The following is an 18,438-nucleotide window of genomic DNA, read 5'->3' as shown; positions in this document are numbered from 1 at the left end:
GGCTAACCGCACCTTTCAGGCGTTGAGGTAGCGCAGGACGGCGAGCACGCGGCGGTGGTCGTGCGGGCTCGCGGTCAGCTCCAGCTTGGTGAAGATGCCGGTGCAGTGCTTCTCCACGGTCCGCTCCGCGATGAACAGCCGCTGCGCGATGGCCTGGTTGGTGCGCCCTTCCGCCATCAGCGCGAGCACGGCCCGTTCCCGGTCGGTGAGCCGGTCGTCGCTGTCGTCGCGCCGCCGCACCAGCAACCGGCTCACCACGTCCGGGTCGAACGCCGAGCCGCCCGCGCCCACCCGCCGGATCGCGGCGGCGAACTCGGCGAGGTCCGACACCCGGTCCTTGAGCAGGTAGCCGACGCCGTCCGCGCCCGCGTCCAGCAGCTCGGCCGCGTAGCTCACCCGGACGTACTGCGACAGCACGAGCACGCCCGTCCCGGGGTAGCGGCGGCGCAGCGCCACCGCCGCCCGCAGGCCTTCGTCGGTGTGCGTCGGCGGCATCCGGATGTCCACGACGGCCACGTCCGGCCGGTGCCCGTCCACCGCCGCCATCAGCGCCGGCGCGTCCTCCACCGCCGCCACCACGTCGAACCCGGCCTCGGCGAGCAGCCGCGCCAACCCCTCGCGCAGCAACGTCGAGTCCTCCGCGATCACGACCCGCACGGCAGCACCACCCGCAGGCTCGTGCCCGTCGCCTCCGCGCTGACCACCCGCATCGTGCCCCCGTTCGCTTCCACCCGTTCGCTCAAGCCGCGCAGCCCCGAGCCGAGCACCGGGTCCGCTCCCCCGCGCCCGTCGTCGTCGACCTCCACCACCAGCCGCCCGCCCCCGCCGCTGATCACGACCTTCGTCCGGGACGCCTCGGCGTGCTTGGCGATGTTCGCCAACGCCTCGGCGACGACGTAGTACGCGGTCGTCTCCACCAGCGGCGGCACGGTGTCCGGCAGGTCCAGGGTCAGGTCGACCCGCGGGTCGGCCAGCGCGGTCAGCTCGCGCACCGCGCCGTGCAGGCCGCGTTCGGTCAGCACCGGCGGGTGGATGCCGTGGCACACCGCGCGCACGTCGTCGATGGTCGCCAGCACCGCCTGCTTGGCCTCGGCGGCGAGCGCCCTGGCGCGCTCCGGCGGCACGGTCTCGGCCAGCCCCAACGTCATCGCCGCCGACAGCAGCCGCTGCTGGACGCCGTCGTGCAGGTCGCGCTCCAGCCGCCGGCGCCCGTCCTCGACCGCCCGCAGCACCTTCGCGCGCGACTCGGCCAGCTGCCGGACCTTGGCCCGCAGCTCGGCGGTGAGCCGCTCGTTCTCCAGCGCCAGGCCGACGGCGGCGCACGCGGCGTCCACGAGCTCCAGGTCCAGCACCGGGTCGTGCAGCAGCACGGCGACCGGCGCGCCGGCCCGGTCCACCCTGGTGTGCGCGGAGTCCGGCGCGACCGGCCGCCCGTCCACGTCCACGTACCGCTCCTGCTCGGCCACCCAGTACGCCACGCGCAGGCCGGGGTCGTGCAGGGTGGCGGCCAGCGCCTCCTGCACGCCGTCGCGCCGGTTGTCGCCGCTGAGCCGCACCACCAGGTCGGCCACCTCGCCGCGGTCCATCCGGCGGCGCAGCAGCCCGGCCAGGTAGGCGAACGGGATGCCGCTCAGCGCCAGCGTCAGCACCACGTACGGCGGTTCGAGGCCGGCGCGTTCCACCGGCTCCCACACCACGAACGCGAGGATCGCGACCGCGGTCGCGCCGAGCATCGCGGTCAGGGTCCGCCGCTGCGCGATGCTGCTGCACCGCCAGCGGTGCAGTTGCAGCACCAGCATGGAGATGCCGACGACACCGGTCATCATCGTCTCGGACTCGACGATCCCGGCGGCCCACGGCCGGCTCTGGTACTCCGCGGCCACGGTCAGCACCACGCTCTCCGCGTACCCGGCGCCGACGACCAGCCGGCGCGGCAGCGTGCGCAGCCTGCCCGTCGGGAACGCGACCAGCGCGTGCCCGAGCAGCGAGGGCCACCCCTTGGCGGCCAGCATCAGCAGCATCGAACCGTCGCCGACGAGGTAGTCGAGCAGCCAGCCGACCCCGACGAGCACGAACAGCAGCCCGATCCGGTTGCGCGGCTGCGCACGGCGGCTGAGCACACCCGCGATCACGTAGACCGCGCTCACCGCGAACATCGCGAACGGCAGCAGCATGTGCCCAAGGTAGCCGGGCCGGCGGACCGGCCGGCTCAGCTCCGGCGCACACCCCCGACCACGACGCGCGCCAGCACGTCCGGGCGCAGGATCGACGACGGCGGCTGGAGCAGCCCGATGGTGCGGATGAACGCGGTGGCGGCCACCGGGTCGTGCGTGGCGACGCGTTGCAGCCGGGCGACGTACCGGTTCAGCGCCTTGGTGGACAGCGACCGGTGGCCGGTGATCTCCGGCAGCGCCAGGTCGCCGAGCGCGTTGAGCTGCCACACCGGGTCGATGATCTTGGCCGCGGCGCGGAAGAACCGGCCCGCCAGGTCCGCCTCGCCGTCCCGCAGGCACTTCCGCAGCGCCTCGGACTCCATCGCCGCGACGGTCATGCCCTGGCCGTAGATCGGGTTGAAGCTGCACATCGCGTCACCGAAGACCAGCAGGCCGGGCGGGAACTGCCGCAGCCGCTCGTACCGGCGGCGCAGGCTGGCCGGGAACCGGTGCGTGCGGATCCCGGTCAGCGGCGCCGAAGCGGCGACGGCGTCCAGCACGTCCGGCGGCGCGGACCGCTCGAGGAACGCCAGGAAACCCGCCTCGTCGGTGGGCGGGTGGTCGCCGGCCATGCCGACCTGGGTGACCATCCACTGGCCGTGCTCCTGCGCGGCGAACGCGAACCCGGTCGGCCGGCCGGGCACCGGGCCGACGAGCACCAGCTTGTCCGGGAACGGCACGGGCGGGCGCACCAGCCGGCTCGCGTACATCATGTCGACCTCGATCCGGTCCTCGGCGGGCGTCGGCAGGCCCAGGGACGCCAACCAGGCCCGTGCCCGACCCGACCGGCCCATCGCGTCGATCACCAGGTCGGCGGCCAGCACCTCCTCCGCGCCGTCCCGGGCGACCTTCACGCCGACCACCCGCCCGTTCTCGAACACCGGGCCGACCACGTCGTGGTCCGGCAGGAGCCGCACGCCGGGGTGCTGCGCGACCTTCGCCCGGACCGCGCCCTCCAGCACGGGCCGGGTCGTCTGGATGTCGGACGCGCCGGTGTCCGCGCGCACCATGGGGTGGCCCGCGAGGACGAACCGCGCGTCGACGTTGAACCCGACGCGCAGCGCTCCCGCGGCGACCAGCTCGTCGGTCAGGCCGGGGAACATCCCGTCGAGTGCCTGCTCGCCGCGCAACAGGATCGTGTGGAAGTGCTTGGCCTGCGGCACACCGCGCCGGTGCCCGCCGTCCTCCGGGAGCGGGTCGCGGTCGACCACCGTGATCCGGTCGTAGGAGCCGACCAACGCGCGCGCTGCCAGCAGCCCGCCCATGCTCGCGCCCAACACCACCGCATGCGTCATCCGGCGACTGTGACAGCGCCGGCCGCCCGGGGGCTTCTTCCGCTGTGCGGACCTCGACGAGCGGCCCCGCCCGGGTGCTCCGGGCGGGGCCGCCTGCCGGGGTCGTGCGGCGGTCGGTCAGAAGGTGAGCCGCCAGGCGTCCACGTAGCCGGTGTCCGCGCTGTAGACGTCCTGGACCTTGAGCCGCCACGTGCCGTTGGCGACCTCGGACGAGGCGTTCACGGTGTAGGTGGCGACCACGTCGGGCGTGCTGGAGCTGCTGGAGCTCTTGACCCGGTAGGTGGAGCCGTCCGGCGCGACCAGGTCGATCACCAGGTCGCCGCTGTAGCTGTGCTTGATGTCCACGCCGACCTTGAGGGTGGACGGCGCGTTGCCCGCGATGCCGCTCACGGTGACGTTGCTGTAGACCGCCGCGCCCGCGTCGGGGATGGTGACGTTGTCGAGGTTCTCGAAGACCTTGCCGGGGGGCTGCGTGCCGCCGAGGTTGGCCGCCGCCTGGTTGATGGCCGCCGCGAACGTGCTCACCTCGGTGTAGACGCCCGGGTTCTCCGCCCGCGCGCACCCGTTGCCGTGGCTGACGATGCCGACCTGCACCCACGCGCCGTTGTTGTCGCGGCGGAACATGGGGCCGCCCGAGTCGCCCTGGCAGGTGTCGACGCCGCCCGCGAGCTTGCCCGCGCACAGCTCGGCGGCCGGGATCAGGTCCGCGTAGTACGGGTCGGAGTTCTTGCACGTGGTGTCGTCGATGTAGTCGACGTTCGCCTTGAGCAGGTAGCGGGACTGGCCGCCGCCCTCCCGCGTGGCGCCCCAGCCGGCCACGGTGAACACGCCGGTGTTGTAGGTGGCGGTGGTGGCGATGGGCAGCAGCGCCGCGCCGGTGATGGGACTGGCCAGCTTGATGATCGCCCAGTCGCCGCCGGTGGCCGTGTCGTAGGTGGCCGAGCGGTGCACGTAGGTGGACGTGCGGGTGACGCGGGTCGTGTCCTGCAGGTCCGCCACGCCGTAGGTGGCGGTGATGGAGGTGTTGTTGCCGGTGCGGCTGACGCAGTGCGCCGCCGTCAGCACCAGCTGGTCGGTCAGCATCGAGCCGCCGCAGCCCATGGACAGGCGGACCATCCAGGGGAACTCGCCCTTGGCGGCCTGGGTGCCGCCGACGACCATGGGCGTGGGTGTGCCGGTGTCCGGTTGCGGTGGAGCGGCGAGCGCCTGGCCCCCGAAGGCGGCCAGGGCGGCGACGACGCCCACGCCGAGGGCGAGCGTCTTTCTCAAGGTGTCGCGCACGGTTGGTCCTTCCCGCGCCCGGCCGGGGTCGTGCTCGCAGGGTGGCCGGACGTCGAGATCGCAGGGAACTATCCAGCCGGCCCCTCTGCCGGCGACTCATCGTGCGCGGCGGACGGCCTGCTCACAATCCGTCGATCGACGGGACTTCTTGCGGTGTGGCCCGTGGTAAGGCGTGGTTCTGCCGCGCTACCGGATGGTGGAGCCGGTGACGACCGGCTCGGCCGCGCCGAGGAAGAAGATGCCCCGGTAGCCCGGCGTCTCGAAGCCGGCGCTCGGGTTGCGGCGCAGCGTGGAGGACTCGACCGCCAGCGTGCCGGAGCGGTCGTTGCTGACGAAGAAGACCGCGCCGCCGCCCTCGTTGGCTTTGTTGTCCTCCAAGACGCTGCCGGCGATGCGGACGGTGAACGCGTTGCCGTCCGCGTAGACCGCGCCGCCGCTGCCACCGCCCGGGGTGCCGGGGCGGGCCGGGTTCGCGCCGTCGCCGGTGGCGGAGTTGTTGCGCAGCAGGCTGTTCAGCACGACCCAGGACACGCCGATGCTGCTCAACGCGCCGCCGTTGGCGCACGTGCCGCCCTCGAACGTGCTGCCGACCACGAACACCGGCCGGCCCGCCGACTGGCTGAGCACGCGCAGCCCCGCGCCGCCGAGGTCCGGCCCGGTCGCGCCGCACCGGTTGCGCAGGAACGTCGAGTTCACCACCTTCACCCGACCGCCGCGCACGAACACCGCGCCACCGCCCTCCGCCGCGCCGGCCGCGTTGCCGTCCGCGAGCGTGAGGTTCTGGATGATCAGCCGGGGGTGGTCCTGGTCCTGGCAGTGGGACGTCGTGATGCCCAACGCCTCGTCGCACGTGTTCTGGTAGAGGATCCGCCGCTGTCCCGCGCCGCTGAGCGTGACCAGTCCCCCGCCGTCCAGCACGACTTCGGGTACGGCGTCGTTGCGGACCTGCGCGGTCACGGTCATGGTGATGGTGACCGGCTCCGGGCCGCACTCGAAGGTGATGACCCCGCCGGCCGCCACCGCCGCGACCACGGCCTGGGACGTGCACCCGGCCGGTGTGCCGTCGCCGATCACCCGGGTGGGGTGGGACGTGTCCGCGGCCGCGGCCTCGGGCGGCACCGGCACGCCGCCGTCCGGGTTGCCGGCGGGCGGGGGCGTGAACCGGGTCGTGGTGGTGACGGTGGTGGTCACGGCGGCGGTCGTCGTCGTGGTGGTCGTCGGTGACGTGGCGGTGGGCGGATCGGTGCTCGGCGACGCGGCGAACGGGGGTGCCGACGTGCACGCGGCCAGCAGGAAGACCAGCACTAACACACCACGGGACATGGAGGCGACCTTAACGTGCGCCGACACCGGGACCGACTTGACTTCCGACAGGTGTGAGTGGTTGATTACACTCGTGCCAGCCGCAGCGAGCGAACGTCGACTGTCGACCGCCGAGGAGCGTCGCGAGACGGTCCTGCGCACCGCCATCGGCGCGTTCGCCGCCCGCGGCTACTACGGCACCACCACCGGCGAGGTCGCGAAGTCGGCCGGCATCTCCCAGGCCTACGTCTACCGGTTGTTCCCCGACAAGGAGGCCCTGTTCCTGGCCGTGGTGGAGCACAGCTTCGCGCGGGTCCGGGAACGGTTCGCGGACGGGGTCGCCGAGGCAAAGGGGAGCACGCCCGAGGCCGTCCTGTCCGCGATGGGCGACGCCTACGCGCACCTGATCTCCGAGGAGAGCACGCTCCTGCTGGTCCAGATGCACGCCCAGTGCGCGGCGATCTCCGAGCCGTCCGTGCGCGAGGTCTTCCAGCGCGGGGTCGCGCGGACGGTCGAGTACGTGCGCGGGGTGTCGGGCGGCAGCGAGGAGCAGGTGCAGCGGTTCTTCGCCACGGGCATGCTGTGCCACCTGGTGATGGCGACGCGCGCGGACGACGTCGACGCGCCGTGGGCCCGGACCCTGTCGAACGGCATCCGCCACTACTGAGCCGCTCCACCCTCCGGTGTGCGATCGACCAGTCAGGGCCCTGACCGTCCACAACAGACACCCTTTCCGCGGCCTTCTCCCGCGCCACCGTTGACCGGGACGACCGCCATCCCTACGTTCGGGAACGACACCGCCTCGTCAACGTCGTCGAGGAAAGGGCTTTCCGTGACACTGAGTCGACGTGATCTCCTGGTGGCCGGCGGCGCCGGCCTGGCCGCCCTCGGCACCTCCGGCCTCCGCGCGTCCGGGGTCGGGCGGGCCGCCGCCTGGGAAACCGTCATCGACGGTTCGTTCGCGAACTACAGCACGTTGGAATCGGCCTGGAACTACCGCTACCCGTGGGGTTCGGACCACAACGGCACGGCCCGGATGTACGCCGGACCCTCCGACCACAACCACGTCTACCTCGAAGGGTCGACGCTGGTCGTCAAGGCGACCCGGATCACCTGGGACGAGGGCACCAGCTCGGCCGACCCGCACCTGCCGATCCGCTACCACTCCGGCGCGGTGCACGCCCGGCAGCAGGTGCTGGTCGACGACCAGTTCCCGAACTGGGAGGTGCGCGGCGACTTCCAGGCCCCGTCCGCACGCGGCACGTGGCCCGCGTTCTGGCTCACGGGCGTCAATTCGTGGCCGCCGGAGAGCGACATCCTGGAGTACAAGGGTGACGCGCGGAACTGGTTCAACACCTACAAGAACGCCTCGGGCGGCTGGTCGAACACCATCCGGTCGGTCTCGTCGCCCGGGTCGTGGCACACCTACAAGGCGTGGATCGCGAAGGTCGGCGCGACGGACGTGGACATCCACTACTACCTCGACGGCACCTGGGTCGGGCAGCACCGGGGCGCCAACTTCGCCGGCAAACCGATGTGGATCATCATCAACCTCCAGACGGAGGGTTCGTCCGGCGCCTCCGGCCCGACCACCGACACCTACTACCGGGCCCGCGACGTCTACGTGGGCCGCACCCGGGCCTGGCTCGGGTCGCTCGCCCGCGGCGACCGGATGAGGTGGGCGGCGCGCCCGGCCCGCCTCCCCCGCGCCGGGGAAGACGGGCCGGGTCCGGTGGTCAGCCGTTCGGGGTGGTGATCACCGCGAAGGTCGACCGCAGGCTCGCGTAGCGCGCCTGGATGTCGGTCAGGATGGTGTCGATCGGCACGTAGTTGTTCAGCTCGCCGGAGGCGCAGGCGCCCGTGCGGGACTGCTGGTTGCCTTCCAGGATGCCCAGCGCGGTGTGGTCGACCTGGCTGAACAGCGGTCCGCCGCTGTCACCCGGGCGGGCGCAGAGGTCGGTGTTGATGCCGACGTCGGTGGACAGGACCCGGCCGCAGCGGGTGCCCACGAGGTAGCCCTTCCCGGCTCCGCTGTCGATCGCGCCCGGGTCGTCGGCCGCGTTGGAGCCGGAACCGGTGGCGCACACCACCCAGCCCGCCTTGACCTGGGCCAACGCGTGGGTGCCGGTGATGTGCTCGTCAGCGGACGTGGCCTGCTCGCCGCACGGCGTGTCGGAGTTGCTGTCCGTGCCGCCGTTGCGGCAGTACTTCAGGACCCGGTTGCGGCCCGTGTGGTTCTCCAGCCACGTCTCGCGGGTCGGGGTGTCGACGTACAGCAGGGCCGCGTAGTCGTACGGGTAGGCGTTGCGCTCGATGCCGTGCTGCTGGAGCACGGGCACGCCGTTGTGCTGCGTCGGCGTGTTGTTGGTCTTGGTCGCCATGCAGTGCCCCGCGGTCAGCACCCACGCCTTGCCGGGGTGCCCGCCACCGGTGGAGCGCAGGTTGAAGCCGGCCGTGCAGCCGCCCCACGTGCCGTCGTCCCGCTTCATGTCCAGCCGCAGACCACCGCGCATCGGCCCGTAATCCTGGCACGCGAGCGGGTGGCAGACGCCCTGGTCGGGGTACGTGGCCGCCAGCGGGTTCGGCTTGGGCAGCACCCTGGTCCGCACGGTCACGCCGGACTCGTCGGCCACGGCCCGTCGTGCCACGTCGCCTTCCCGGGCGACCGCGGCCCCGATGGAGGCCTTCTCACGCGCAACCCACTCGCGCTCCCACAGGACGACCTCGTTGGCCCGCTCGTCGACCGCGGGCAGGTACACCGCGTCGGCCCCGGCGCCCACCTTCGCGGCGAGCCGGTCCTTGGCGGCGGTCAGGTCGGCCAACGAGTGTCGCACGACCCGGGTCCGGACGCGCGCCCGGTCCGGCGACTCGGCCAGGCGCCGGTTCGCGGCGGCCGGGTCGGTCAGGGCGACCACCAGCTCACCGGAGGTCTGGTCGAGCCACATGCCGCCGTACTCGGCCGGGTTCTCCCGGCGCAGCACGCCGTCCAAGCGGACCGACTCCTGCTGGAGGTCGAGCCGGCGCAGCGCCTCCCGTTCGCTGACGCCGTAGTTGTCGACGAGGTACCGCACGGACTCCGCGACCACCGCCGGGTCCAGCGCGGCACGTGCCGACGGCGCGGCGGTGGCTCCTCCAGTCGCGCTCACCACGGTCGCCGCGACGACCAGCGAGGCGAACAGGGCCCCCAAGCCCCTTGCTCTACCCACAACATCTCCTTGCTCGGTGGATGGGAACACGGGCATTCAACCCGACGTGGACCTGCCCACCCCGGTGAAGCCCGGTCGTGGCTCGTGACGAGCCACGAAGTCGGGGAAACCCGGTCAGACGTCGAGGAAGGGGATCAACTGCTCCTCCTCGTAGTCCAGGTGGGCTTCCAGCTCGCCGATCAGCTGGTCGACGTCCCCGCGCAGGGTCGCCACGTCGCCGCGGTCGAGGGTCTCCCGCAGCCGCGCCAGCAACGCGGCGATGGCGCCGTGCTCCTCGGCCAGCCGGTCGAGGGTCGGCGCGAGCTCCGGGAACCGGTCCCGCAGCATCGGGAACATGCCGCTGTCCTCCGACGTGTGGTGGAAGCTCAGGCCCTGGCACGCGGTCAGGCAGTTGACCTTGAGCTGCGCGCCCAGCGTCGGCTTCGACGCGGCGACCTCGCGGCGGATGGTGGCGAGCTCCCGGCGGAACGCGCCGTGCACGAGCTTGAGCGCCGCGCCCCAGCTCGACGCGTTCGGCGGGCCGCCGGCGACCTGCGTCAACGCCACCACGGGGAGCTGTCGGGACGTCTTGGCCTGGTAGTCGGCCCAACCCCGGTCGGTCTCGACCGCCCGCGCCCACAGCTCGTCGCGTTCCGGGCCGGCCAGGACGGTGGCCTTGGCGTCGTAGGTGAAGACGCCGTCCTCGACCTGCACCACGGGGTTCGCCACCAGGTTGTGGAACCAGTCGGGGTGGCGCGGCGAGCCGCCGGCGGACGCGATGACGACGATCCGGTCGCCGTCCGGCAGGTAGCCGACGGGGTTCGTGCGGCGTGCGCCGGTCCGCGCGCCGGTGGTGGTCAGCAGGATGAGCCTGCCTCCTTCGAAGGGTCCGCCGACGCGGCCCGCGTTGGCGCGGAACTCGTCGATCACCTGCTGGTTGAAATCCATCTGCGGTTCGTCTCCTGATTTTGGGCATGACCGGATCACCACGGGTGAATAGCGCCGTGGTTTTCGGTGAAGGTTTTGTGGAGGCGCGCGGGCACAGCCGTCCCGCGCGATGAGGTGTGCAGCACTTCCGCGCGTGCGGCGGCGTGCGTGCCCGCGGGCAGGCACGCGCCGATGCGCTGGATGTGCTGGTGCGAGGAGGAACCGGGTGCGTCGCTGCTCCGTGGAACCACGTGCGCGGAAACCCGGGGGAACCCCGGCGTGCGGCGGGCCTCTGGCCCACCCGGCGGTCAAACCTTGGCCGGGTGACTCTCTCGCTCGTGGCTCAAGGCCGACCCGGCAGTCACGGGTGCGAGCTTATCCCGTGAATGCGCGGTCGGGCAACCGGCCGCATTGTGCGACGATCGGCGGCGTGCCCCGACTTCTTTTCCTGCTGTTGTTCGTCGTGTCCGCGTGCACCGCCGCCCCGCCGGCTCCCCCGACCCCGTCCCCGTCCCCGTCCGCCTGCCCGACCGGCGTGGAGTACGCGGTGGCGGGTGAGGACGCGGCCTCGGGCCTGCGGGTGCTGACGCTGGAGCTGACGAACTGCGGCACGGAGGCGTTGGAGCTGGAGGGCTACCCGTCCGTCACGGTCCTGGACGCCGACCACGCGCCGCTGCCGATCGCGGTCGGCAACGGGTCGTCCGGGATCTCCGCGGTCGAAGCGTTCGACACCACCCCCCTGCCGGTGACGGTGGGCCCCGGCGAGTCGGCGGTGACCGGGTTGCTGTGGCGCAACACCTACACGGACACCTCCACCCCGCCGGTGGTGGGCGAACACCTGGAACTCGCCCTCACCGCCGGCGGACCGTCACAGGTGTTCACCCCGACCCGGGAAGGGGACGGCACCGCCCTCACCATCGACCTCGGCAGCACGGGCGAACTGGGCCTGCGCCCCTGGACCGCCGCACCCTGACCTCCGCGGTGCGAACGCCCGAGTTCCCGAAGCGCCGCGTCAGGCCCGCATGACGGTGGAGATCGGGATTCGCGCGGCGCGCAGGGCGGGGACCAGGCCGCCCAGGACGCCGGCGACCAGGCCCGCGATCACACCGGCCACGCCGGCCTGCCACGGGAACGCGGTGCCTTCCAGGGTGGGGAACTGGGAGCCGAACACGATCAGCGCCAGTTTCAGCCCCAGCACGCCCGTGCCGATCGCCAGCGCCGCCGTGAGCAGACCGGTCAGCAGCGTCTCCGCCAGCACGATGCCCGCCAGCAGCAAGCGGGGTGTGCCGACGGCCCGGCGCAGCGCGAACTCCTCGATGCGCTCGCCGACGGTGGCCAGGCCGACGTTCAGGATGCCGGCCACGCCGATCAGCAGCACCAGCGCCGCCATGCCGAGGAAGATCCACCGCATCAGCGCCAGCTCGGTGGACATCCGCTTCAGCGTCTCCACCGTGGTCACGCGGATGCTGTCCTCGGGTGTGCCCGCCGCGACGAGCCTGGCCCGCAGGACGTGCTCCACCTCGACCGCCGACGGCGCCATCAGCACCTGCAGGCCGGGGCCGGACCGGCTGTCGCTCATGCTGGTCGCGGGCAGCCAGTTCAGCAGCTCGTCGGCCCGCACGTAGGCGGTCGGCTGGTAGCCGCCGTCGTCGATCACGCCGACGAACCGGGGCGTGGGGTGGGCGGTCGCGCCGTCGACCCTCATCTCGGCCGGCACCTGGTAGCGGCTGAAGGCCTTCGCCGCTTCCTGGTTGAGCACGAGCCTGGGCGCCAGCGACGGCACGCCGCCGAAGTCGAGCCACTGGCCCTGGGACGCGCGGAACGGCCGGAACTGGCGGATGTCGCCGGTCAGGCCGACGAGTTGCAGCTCGATCGCCTGCCCTCGGGGCAGGGCGTCGCCGTCGTCGATCGGGCGGCAGCCGCTCTCGTCGCACGTCATCCGCGGCCCGCCGGGCTGGTCGACCGGGCCGCCGCCCTCGTTGATCGGCTTCACGCCGGGTTCGCCGATGATCGCCCGCGCGGTGGTCATGGCGACCGCGTCGGTGCGGCCTTCGAGCACCTCCAACGCCACCGGCACGGTCTGACCCTCCGGCGACAGGTACACCTGCCGGGTGCCGTCCTTGCCCTCGTACAGCTCGACGTCGGCGAGCATGGCCCGGTTCGCGATCTCCGCGCCCGCCTGCACGACGACCACGGCCAGCACGCCGAGGAACAGGCTGACCATGGACAGGAACGTGCGCAGCTTGCGGGCCCGGATGCCCTGGCCGCCGATGATCAGCGACGCCCGGAGCCTGCCCGACAGCCCGATCACGCGACCACCGGCTGTCCGGCCGGGCGCAGCAGGCCGTCGGACAGGTGCAGCACCCGCCCCATCTTCGCCGCGTGGTCGTGGTCGTGGGTGACGAGCACGAGCCCGCAGCCCACGTCGGTGGCCTGGCGCAGGACTTCCACGACGAGGTTGCCGGTCTCGGTGTCCAGCGCGCCGGTCGGCTCGTCGGCCAGCAGGATGCGCGGCTCGCGCACCAGGGCGCGGGCGATGGCGACGCGTTGCTGCTCGCCGCCGGACAGCCGGGGCGGCTTGTGCTTGGCCAGGTGGCCGATGCCGACGCGGTCCAGCGCCGCCAGCACCTTGGCCTTGCGCTTGCGCCGCGGCAGCCAGCCCTGGCCGTTGACCAGCGCCATGGCCACGTTCTGCGCCGCGGTGAGGTGCTTGAGCAGGAAGAAGCGCTGGAACACGAACCCGAACTCGGCGCTGCGCAGCGCGGCGGCCTTGCGTTCGGGGATCTTCGTGATGTCCCGGTCCCCCAACAGGTACCGGCCGCCGTCGGGCCGGTCGAACAGGCCGATGAGGCTGAGCAGCGTGCTCTTGCCGGAGCCGGAGCGGCCGAGGATGGCGACGCTGTCGCCCGCGTGCACGGTGAGGTCGACGCCCGCGAGGATGGCGCGCGGCTCGTCCTGGCCCTTGAGGGTCTTGGTCAGGCCGGTGAGGTGGATCAGCGGGGGCGCCGCGGCGGGCGGTGGCGGCGGGACGAACGGGGGTGGCGTGGTCACCTGCGCCCCGCTCCCGGCTCGACCTGGCCCGCGGGGTCGCCCGGCGGCAGGTTCGGTCCGGGCACGGCGAGCGTCTCCTCGCCCGTGAGGCCCGACTTGATCTCCACGACCTTGCCGTCGGTGAGGCCGAGCTCGACGTCCGTGGTCACCTTGGCGCCGTCGGCTCCGACCACGTCGACCTTGCCCTTGCCCTGGCCGCCCGCGACCGCCTCGACCGGCACGACCAGCGCGTTCTGCGCGGACGCGGTGACCAGTTCGAGGGTGGCGGAGGCGCCGTTGACCATCTTGACGTCGGCGGGCGCGGTGCACACCAGGCGCAGCCCGGTCGGCTCGGAGGAGGTGTCCGGCTCCTGCTGCCGGGGAGGCGGCGCGGGGGTCTCGGCGCCGGTGGCGTCGCGGTCGTCGGTGTCGGGCTGCGCGGGCGGCGGCGCGGGCACGGTGCCGACGGGCAGGGCCGCGATCGTGCCGAGCAGGGCGCACGGGAACGGGCCGGGGCCGTTCTTGATCTGCGCCTGCACGGTGCCCTGCGCGGCGTCGGAGATCCGGTAGGCCTGCTCGCCGTCGACCTCGGCGACGATGCCGTAGCCCGCGTGCTTCGCCGACGCGATCGGCATGCCCGCGGTGACCGTGGCGCGGTCGTCGACCAGGCGGCCGCCGAACGTGGAGCCGGCGGGCACGTCGACGTTGGTGGGTTGGCCGTCGGTCCAGACGGTGGCGATCCGGGTCGGCCTGGTCGGGGTGGCGGTCGGTTCCGCCACCGTCCAGTAGCGCACCTGGCCCGCGACCGGCGCCACGATCCCGTAGAGCGGGTTCATGGTGACCTTGCCGGTGAGGCTGACCTTGTTGGTCAGGTCCTGCCTGGTCGGCGTGGCCGTGGTCTGCACGGTGCCGCGCGGCGCGAGCCCCGGGTCGACCGGCTCGGCTCCGGTCGACGTGCACGAGGTCGCGGCGAGCACCGCCGCGGCCAGCCCGCACACGCGGACGAAGGCAGATGTGGACACCGGTCCCCCCAAAGCGATTTCCCCTATCCGGTTTCGCCGATTCACCCATAGGACGCCGGCGGGATCATCGAGGTTGCGCGCCAACGCGAAACCGCTCCCACCCCGGTCGGGGTGGGAGCGGTTCGCGGTGCTCAGGTGCCTTATGCGACGGCGTGCAGGTTGCCGTCCGCGCCGGCGAGGCAGCGGGCCGAGCCGGCGCCGCCGTCGACGAACTCGGTGATGCAGCGGCCGAGCTGCTCGTGGCCGGCGGCGTTCGGGTGGAACGACTGCTGCGCCAGGTGCAGGCCGATCGCGTCCAGGCCGCCGGTCACCAGCGCGTACGGGTCGACGGTGAGCCTGCGCTGCCACTCGCCCGCGGAGCTCTCGCCCTTGCTGCACGCCTCGCGGTTCTCCGTGGCGCGGGAGAAGTCGAGGAACTTCACGCCGGACCGGGTCGCCACGCCGCGCAGCGCCTCCGACAGCTGCGGCACGGCGGTCGTGCGGCCGTAGCCCGCGTCGGCGAGGCGCAGCGGGCAGCCCTGCGGGCCGTGCAGGTAGCGGTCCATCTTCTCGGTCACCGGCGAGGCGTAGGAGGTGAGGACCAGGTTGTAGGCGGAGGTGGCGTACCCGGCCTGGGTCATCGCGGAGCGGACGTCGCGCAGGGCGTTCTCCACCTTGGGCGCCATCGCGGCCAGCCGGCCGGACCACTCGCGCTCCAGCGTGGAGCGGCAGCTGGAGCCGAACGGGTTCGCCCACGCGGCCACGCAGTCGACCATGGTGTCGGCGAACCGCACGTCGTCGTTCGCGCCGACCTGCACCACGACCGTGGTGACGCGGTACTGGCGGGCGATGTCGATCAGCCGCCGCGCCTGCGAGCCCTCGGTGTAGTGCACGGTGTCGGCCAGCGACACGTTCGCCGAGTCCGCGCCGGAGCACGCCAGGTTGATCGTGCGGTCGGCGAGCTGGGTGCGGTGGACCATGGCCTGGGTGGAGCGGTGGCACCAGTTGCCGTTCTCGCCCGCGGTGCCCGGCTCGTAGGAGCCGGCGCCCTCGCCGGACATCGCGCTGTCGCCGAGCGACACCACGGCGGTCGGCCGGTCGTCGACGGCGTTCGCCGTGACGGGGACCGCGAAGAAGGTGGAGCCGGTGAGCAAGAGCGCGCCGACGACGGCGCCAACCTGTTTCCGCGACACCGCAGGCCTCCAAGAAGGGGTTGCCGTCGATCGGGCGTCATCCGACCGTAGGGCGCGCGTAACGTGCCGACAACGTCCGATCGGCTGTTTCACGCGAACCTTCGGCTGTCCGCACGCGGCCCGCCGGGAGAGCACGGCCCCACCGGCGGCCCGGGACGGTCCACAGAGGACAGCGGGCCGATCGGCCCCGGGCGGCCGGGCGGTCGGAACAGACCCGGGACACCTCGGCCTCGTCGGCCCCGCCGGCGAGGCGGCTCATCGGCGGGCCCGCCGCGGTCTCGGCGGGCACCTCGCGCGGTCCTCGCCGCTGAGCCCGGCCACGCACGCAGGCCGTCACCGTCGTACCCCTCGACCAGCTTCGGCGTGGGAACCAGCGCGGTTCCGCCGTCGTGGACCCCGTCGCACGGACGACGGGGTCCACGGGACGTCGGGCTCAGTCGAGCCAGGGGCTGAAGTGGTCGGCCACGACCGTGGTCAGGCCGCCCACGCTGAGCCGGCCGTCGACCTCGACCACCCGCAGGCCGTGTTCCCGCGCCCGGTCGACCACGTCCTCGGCGAGCAGTCGGTCGCGTTCGAGGCGGTTGGCCTGAGCGCGTTCCGGGTCGCTCACCGCGACGGAGATCGTCGCGGCCCGGGGCAGCTCCCGCAGCTGCCGCTGCCGGAACGCCTCGGTCGGCACCAGGAACACGGCCTGGCGCGGGTCGGCGAGCAGCGGCGCGACGAGTTCCGGCCGCAGACCCCACCCCTCGGCGACGAGCGGACGGCCGCTGGACAGGGCTCGCAGGTCGTCGAGCACCATGCCGAAGCGCTCGACGTGGCCGTGCTTGGTGTGCTCGGCCATCTCCCCCGGTGACGGCCGCACCCACGTCGTGTCGGGGTCGTGCGCCTGGAGGGTCTGCCACGCGTGCCGGTGCGGGTAGCGGCCGGCCCGCGCCAGGGCGCGGTCGTAGTGGCCCCGGGCGTCGTGGAAGTCGTAGTGGTAGGCGGTCAGTCCGAATCGGCGCGACAGGAGCCAGGCGACGGTCGACTTGCCCGACCACTGCGCGCCGCCGATCCACAGGACAGTGCTGAGCTCACCAGAAGGTCCCCACCTCATGGTGGCAAGGGTGACCCTCCCCCACGGCCGGCGCAAGTCTTGTTTTTGCAGGTCAGACATGGTTTAGTGGAAGAGTCAGCCGGTGGTTCCCGGTCCCCGCCTCAGCCGCCGGCGACCCGCGTCGCGGGCTCGGTGTGCACGGTGACGGCCGTCAGGCGCGGGACGGCGCGCTTGAGGTGGTGCTCGACCTCGTGCGCGATGCGGTGGCCCTGCTCGACGCTCAGCCCCGCGTCGACCCCGATCGCCAGCTCCGCCCGCAGCACGTGGCCCGTCCAGCGCATGCGCACCCGGTCGGCCCGCACCACGCCCTCGACCTGCGCGGCGGCTCGTTCGGCCAGCTCCACCGACGCCGGGTCGACCGCGTCGAGCAGCCGGCCGAAGACCTCGCCGGCCGCGTCGCGCAGGACGAACAGGATGGCCACCGTCATGCCGAGGCCGACGAGCGGGTCGGCGGCGGGGAAGCCGAGGGCCACGCCGACGCCGCCCAGCACGACGGCCAGCGAGGTGAAGCCGTCGGTGCGGGCGTGCAGGCCGTCGGCCACCAGCGCCGCCGAGCCGATGTCCCGGCCGACCCGCATGCGGTAGCGGGCGACCAGCTCGTTGCCGAGGAACCCGACCACGCCGGCCGCCGCGACGACCCACAGGTGCCGCACCGGCTGCGGGTCGAGCAGGCCGCGCACCGACTCGTACCCCGCGTAGACCGCCGAGGCGGCGATCACCAGCACGATCACGACGCCGGCCAGGTCTTCCGCGCGACCCAGGCCGTAGGTGAAGCGGCGGGACGCGGCCCGGCGGCCCAGCACGAACGCGATGGCCAGCGGGACCGAGGTGAGGGCGTCGGCGACGTTGTGGACGGTGTCGCCCAGGAGCGCGACCGAGCCGGTGACCAGCACCAGCACCGCTTGGACGACCGCGGTGGCGAGCAGTGCGACGAACGAGACGACCAGCGCCCGCATCCCGCGCCTGCTGCTCTCCAGGGCGGTGTCCACGCGGTCCGCCGAGCGGTGGCCGTGGCCGTGCCCGTGTCCGTGGCCATGTCCCTGAGTTCTGCCGGTCACCGTTCCACCTTTGGTCGACCTCCGAGTGCGACCCTGTCACCATACCTGCGCAGTCACGCAGATACGCAAGCAAGTAGGCTGACCCTCATGCACACCGCGCTGTCGGACTTCGACATGCCCAACGACGAGCAGGTCCACCTGGCCGCCGAGTCGTTCCGCCTGCTGGCCGACCCGACCCGGATCAAGGTGCTGTGGGCGTTGTTGCAGGGCGAGTCGTCGGTGGCCTGCCTCGCCGAGCTGGCGGGCGCCGCGCCGACCGCGGTGAGCCAGCACCTGGCCAAGCTGCGCCTCGCGGGTCTGGTGAAGGGCCGCCGCGAAGGCACGTTCGTCTACTACTCCGCCGCCAACGACCACGTGAAGTCCCTCCTGGCGCAAGCGCTCTTCCACGCCGACCACGTCGACCGGGGCCTCCCGCCCGCCGACGACGCCGAGCAGGAAGTCGCGCACCACAAGCGCCGCGGCCACTGAGCGCCACCGGCCACTTCACCCTTACGTCGCAACGAATCGGGCATATCAGCGCAGCTCAACGGGTATCCGAAGCTCCCCAGCCGGTTCGACGAGGAGCAGGACTATGGGCACCTCTCCCCTTCGCGACAGGAGGTCGTGATGGCGCAGTCACGGGACCTGATCGACATCCGCAGCGGAGACCTCTTCCACCAACCCACCCCCTACGGCCTGGTGTACCCGACGTGCCTGGCGGACGGCGAAGCGCCGCCCAGCCAACGCGGCCGGACCTGGGAACACCTGACCGCGTCGGGCCGCGTCCTCCAACCGGTGGGCCGGTGAGGCGCGGCAGCTGTCCCCCGACGGGGCCGTGGGCAACCGCCCGCGGCCCCGTTTCCGTTGTCCCGCAGGAA

General features: G+C 72.9%; 18 protein-coding genes and 1 pseudogene. 5 read left to right on the top strand and 14 right to left on the bottom strand.

Annotated features, from left to right (window positions below):
* Nucleotides 1-15: 15 nt before the first annotated feature.
* The 6 genes and pseudogenes from IOD16_RS08000 to IOD16_RS07980 form a co-directional block, all read right to left on the bottom strand.
* Nucleotides 16-657, bottom strand: coding sequence for a response regulator transcription factor (locus IOD16_RS08000; protein ID WP_201439517.1), 642 nt, complete (start codon nucleotides 655-657; stop codon nucleotides 16-18).
* Nucleotides 645-2,174, bottom strand: coding sequence for a sensor histidine kinase (locus tag IOD16_RS07995; protein WP_201439516.1), 1,530 nt, complete (start codon nucleotides 2,172-2,174; stop codon nucleotides 645-647). Before IOD16_RS07995 ends, IOD16_RS08000 begins: the two co-directional genes overlap by 13 nt.
* Before the next feature lie 35 nt (nucleotides 2,175-2,209).
* Entirely contained in the window at nucleotides 2,210-3,508 is a 1,299-nt protein-coding gene (locus tag IOD16_RS07990) for an FAD-dependent oxidoreductase (RefSeq protein ID WP_201439515.1), read from the bottom strand.
* A gap of 117 nt (nucleotides 3,509-3,625) precedes the next feature.
* Nucleotides 3,626-3,898: a proprotein convertase P-domain-containing protein gene (locus IOD16_RS41395; RefSeq protein ID WP_425471340.1), complete on the bottom strand. Its 273-nt coding sequence runs from the start codon at nucleotides 3,896-3,898 to the stop codon at nucleotides 3,626-3,628.
* A gap of 90 nt (nucleotides 3,899-3,988) precedes the next feature.
* Nucleotides 3,989-4,789, bottom strand: a pseudogene (locus tag IOD16_RS07985) (S1 family peptidase); the annotation flags it as partial.
* Between the two features lie 186 nt (nucleotides 4,790-4,975).
* Complete coding sequence (locus IOD16_RS07980; RefSeq protein WP_201439514.1) at nucleotides 4,976-6,112, bottom strand: hypothetical protein; 1,137 nt, start codon at nucleotides 6,110-6,112, stop codon at nucleotides 4,976-4,978.
* Between the two features lie 73 nt (nucleotides 6,113-6,185).
* On the opposite strand from IOD16_RS07980, the gene IOD16_RS07975 reads away from it, so the two are divergent.
* Both IOD16_RS07975 and IOD16_RS07970 read left to right on the top strand, forming a co-directional pair.
* Nucleotides 6,186-6,758, top strand: coding sequence for a TetR/AcrR family transcriptional regulator (locus IOD16_RS07975; protein WP_236594819.1), 573 nt, complete (start codon nucleotides 6,186-6,188; stop codon nucleotides 6,756-6,758).
* A gap of 165 nt (nucleotides 6,759-6,923) precedes the next feature.
* Nucleotides 6,924-7,847, top strand: a complete 924-nt coding sequence (locus IOD16_RS07970; protein ID WP_236594818.1) for a glycoside hydrolase family 16 protein — start codon at nucleotides 6,924-6,926, stop codon at nucleotides 7,845-7,847.
* Here IOD16_RS07970 and IOD16_RS07965 read toward each other — a convergent pair.
* A complete protein-coding gene (locus tag IOD16_RS07965; protein ID WP_201439512.1) occupies nucleotides 7,828-9,297 on the bottom strand; it encodes a hypothetical protein in 1,470 nt (489 codons plus the stop codon). The genes IOD16_RS07970 and IOD16_RS07965 overlap by 20 nt on opposite strands.
* Nucleotides 9,298-9,411: 114 nt before the next feature.
* The gene (locus IOD16_RS07960; protein WP_201439511.1) at nucleotides 9,412-10,224 is read right to left on the bottom strand and encodes a nitroreductase/quinone reductase family protein; all 813 of its coding nucleotides are present in this window, start codon (nucleotides 10,222-10,224) and stop codon (nucleotides 9,412-9,414) included.
* 409 nt (nucleotides 10,225-10,633) lie between these two features.
* On the opposite strand from IOD16_RS07960, the gene IOD16_RS39985 reads away from it, so the two are divergent.
* On the top strand, nucleotides 10,634-11,176 hold the full coding sequence (locus tag IOD16_RS39985) for a DUF4232 domain-containing protein (RefSeq protein WP_236594817.1): 543 nt from the start codon (nucleotides 10,634-10,636) through the stop codon (nucleotides 11,174-11,176).
* Between the two features lie 39 nt (nucleotides 11,177-11,215).
* Here the strand turns inward: IOD16_RS39985 and IOD16_RS07950 are convergent, their stop codons facing one another.
* The 6 genes from IOD16_RS07950 to IOD16_RS07925 all read right to left on the bottom strand — a co-directional run bounded on the left by IOD16_RS07950 (nucleotide 11,216) and on the right by IOD16_RS07925 (nucleotide 17,581).
* Entirely contained in the window at nucleotides 11,216-12,514 is a 1,299-nt protein-coding gene (locus IOD16_RS07950) for an ABC transporter permease (RefSeq protein WP_236594816.1), read from the bottom strand.
* Nucleotides 12,511-13,254 (bottom strand): ABC transporter ATP-binding protein, encoded by a 744-nt coding sequence (locus IOD16_RS07945; protein WP_236594815.1) that lies wholly within the window; start codon nucleotides 13,252-13,254, stop codon nucleotides 12,511-12,513. The genes IOD16_RS07950 and IOD16_RS07945 overlap by 4 nt, the downstream gene beginning before the upstream one ends.
* On the bottom strand, nucleotides 13,251-14,255 hold the full coding sequence (locus IOD16_RS07940) for an efflux RND transporter periplasmic adaptor subunit (protein ID WP_236594814.1): 1,005 nt from the start codon (nucleotides 14,253-14,255) through the stop codon (nucleotides 13,251-13,253). Before IOD16_RS07940 ends, IOD16_RS07945 begins: the two co-directional genes overlap by 4 nt.
* 140 nt (nucleotides 14,256-14,395) lie before the next feature.
* Nucleotides 14,396-15,427, bottom strand: a complete 1,032-nt coding sequence (locus IOD16_RS07935) for a GDSL-type esterase/lipase family protein (RefSeq protein ID WP_236594813.1) — start codon at nucleotides 15,425-15,427, stop codon at nucleotides 14,396-14,398.
* A 433-nt stretch (nucleotides 15,428-15,860) separates the two neighbouring features.
* Entirely contained in the window at nucleotides 15,861-16,523 is a 663-nt protein-coding gene (locus tag IOD16_RS07930; RefSeq protein ID WP_201439509.1) for a hypothetical protein, read from the bottom strand.
* Between the two features lie 101 nt (nucleotides 16,524-16,624).
* Nucleotides 16,625-17,581 (bottom strand): cation diffusion facilitator family transporter, encoded by a 957-nt coding sequence (locus tag IOD16_RS07925; RefSeq protein ID WP_236594812.1) that lies wholly within the window; start codon nucleotides 17,579-17,581, stop codon nucleotides 16,625-16,627.
* An 87-nt stretch (nucleotides 17,582-17,668) separates the two neighbouring features.
* Between IOD16_RS07925 and IOD16_RS07920 the strand changes: the two genes are divergently transcribed.
* Both IOD16_RS07920 and IOD16_RS07915 read left to right on the top strand, forming a co-directional pair.
* Nucleotides 17,669-18,049 (top strand): ArsR/SmtB family transcription factor, encoded by a 381-nt coding sequence (locus IOD16_RS07920; protein ID WP_123742844.1) that lies wholly within the window; start codon nucleotides 17,669-17,671, stop codon nucleotides 18,047-18,049.
* 138 nt (nucleotides 18,050-18,187) lie between these two features.
* The gene (locus IOD16_RS07915; protein WP_123742845.1) at nucleotides 18,188-18,367 is read left to right on the top strand and encodes a hypothetical protein; all 180 of its coding nucleotides are present in this window, start codon (nucleotides 18,188-18,190) and stop codon (nucleotides 18,365-18,367) included.
* Nucleotides 18,368-18,438 lie beyond the last annotated feature (71 nt).

Origin of the sequence: Saccharothrix sp. 6-C, from assembly GCF_016695385.1 — a bacterium.
In the GTDB taxonomy this organism is placed as follows: Bacteria; Actinomycetota; Actinomycetes; order Mycobacteriales; family Pseudonocardiaceae; genus Actinosynnema; species Actinosynnema texasense.
Note: the sequence above shows the minus strand (reverse complement) of the source record. Positions and strands in the feature narration are given on the sequence as shown.